This window comes from Acinetobacter sp. YH12070 (genome assembly GCF_013419625.1).
GTDB classification, from domain to species: Bacteria; Pseudomonadota; Gammaproteobacteria; order Pseudomonadales; family Moraxellaceae; genus Acinetobacter; species Acinetobacter amyesii.
The window spans coordinates 1-2013 of record NZ_VOZT01000126.1 but is presented as its reverse complement, the minus strand read 5'-3'; the positions used below and the strand labels follow the sequence as shown (position 1 = coordinate 2013).

The following is a 2013-nucleotide window of genomic DNA, read 5'->3' as shown; positions in this document are numbered from 1 at the left end:
GGCATGTTCCGCGTCCTTGCAATACTGTGTTTACATACAGTCTATCGCTTAGCGGAAAGTTCTTTTACCCTCAGCCGAAATGCCTGCCGTTGCTAGACATTGCCAGCCAGTGCCCGTCACTCCCACTGTTGAAAAATTTTCTAAACAAAAAGGATCAAACTAATCTATAAGCTTTGTGGGTTAGAAAAAAAATAACTCACTTTGCATTGATCATATTTAAATTCTTGTTTTATCCATAGCACTAACCTATTAATTTTAAAAAATAATAGGTACTGGCTAAATAGCAAATCGATACATATCTTTTTCATAGAGGAAATATGATTTTAGTAAGTTCTTGTCTGGCTGGCTTAAAGGTACGTTATAACGGGACGCATAGCTTAAACGAAAAAATCGAAAAATTAGTCAAAGATGGAAAAGCTACTATGGTATGTCCAGAGATTCTTGGCGGTTTATCAACACCACGCGAACCTGCCGAGATTTCGGGAGGTAATGGCGATGATGTCTTAGATGGAAAAGCCTGTGTAATTGAAAAATCAGGAAAGGATGTGACTTCAATCTATATTGAAGGGGCATATAGAACTTTAAAAAAAGTTCAATTATTAAAAGCTACTCTGGTAGTGCTTAAAGAAAATAGCCCTTCATGTGGTAGTTCAATGATTTACGATGGTCAATTTAATGGGAATAAGATCTATGGCAATGGAGTTACCTCCGCTTTGCTTAAACGTCATAATATAAAAGTCATTTCAGAAGAAACTTTTTGGCAACTTTTACCCTAGTTCCTCCGCTTTTATTTAAAATCTTCATGCAACTCCAACCACGCCCCCCTTTGCAATATCAAGTCTCTTCGGTATTTAGAGATATAGTGAGGTAATAATCTAAGAAGCATATCCATTACTTCCACATCAGTTAAAAAGTAGTGGTTCAATTTTATGCTGTAATTCTTTAACAATTTTAGCAAGCTGATCATGTAAAACTAACCAACATTGCTCATGACCTTGCCCAATATATTCATCTATTATGAGTTGCAAAATGTCTTGATCTATCTGACTTAAGAATTCTAAAAACCATGTCGCAGCAACATCCTTGGCAACTATTGTTTTATGATCTAATGTATAAGCTATACGGCATAGCGCTAAAATTTGATTACATTCATCCTGATCGTCTTTCCAATGAGCAATAATTTGTGGATAAGTTTTTTGCATGGCAAATATTAATTGTTCATAGCTAATTGGATTTAACCAATCGCAAATATCAGGTCCAAAGATAGTAATGTTATGTAATTGGGCAGTTTTAAGTAAAATACTAATATCTGGATCAGATTGACTATAAAGTAATTCACCTTTGAGTAATTCTTCTCTCAACCACTCGCCATATTGTAGCTGATATGTATATGGATGATTTTTATTGGTAATACTCCCTTTTTCTAATATCGTAATTTCTAAGGCACGCGCTGTAGCATGACCAATCGGAACAGATATATTTAGAAAATTCTGCGCTAATTGTTTTCTTTCCTGATCGGTAATTTCACGTTCAATAATAACTAAAATATCAAGATCACTTTTATGTTTTAAACCACCATCAACATACGAACCATATAAATAAATAGCATAAAGCTTATCTTTAAAATTTTTTTGTAAAAGCTGTTTTACACTTTCAACTTGGCGACACTCTTCATCATTTAAGCTTTGCATATGATTTTTAATTTAAAAAAATAAGTAATGAATTCATAGAGCATTATACAGAATAAGTGTAAATAATTTAATCAATTAGTAAATAACATACTATTTTTACAATATATTTACTTTCAATATAGAGTTTAATACATAAAACTCTATCAATCAAAAAAAGCTTGAAACAACATCTGAATAGTAAGAGTCATTTCCTCCTCACTTAGAGATGGATCCGGAAATTTGAACAACTCCTATAAGTGATACTCTGCTCCTCAAATGATGTTATAAACATCAATATATGGAGTATTTTATGGCACGTAGACCAAGAAGAAATCATTCAAAC

2 protein-coding genes are annotated in these 2013 nt (G+C 32.9%); one reads left to right on the top strand and one right to left on the bottom strand.

What is annotated here, in order from left to right:
• The first annotated feature begins 317 nt into the window (after window positions 1–317).
• Complete coding sequence (locus FTU17_RS17195) at window positions 318–776, top strand: DUF523 domain-containing protein (RefSeq protein ID WP_077170035.1); 459 nt, start codon at window positions 318–320, stop codon at window positions 774–776.
• A 126-nt stretch (window positions 777–902) separates the two neighbouring features.
• Here FTU17_RS17195 and FTU17_RS17190 read toward each other — a convergent pair whose 3' ends face one another.
• The gene (locus FTU17_RS17190) at window positions 903–1691 is read right to left on the bottom strand and encodes an aminoglycoside adenylyltransferase domain-containing protein (protein WP_038350081.1); all 789 of its coding nucleotides are present in this window, start codon (window positions 1689–1691) and stop codon (window positions 903–905) included.
• Window positions 1692–2013: the final 322 nt, after the last annotated feature.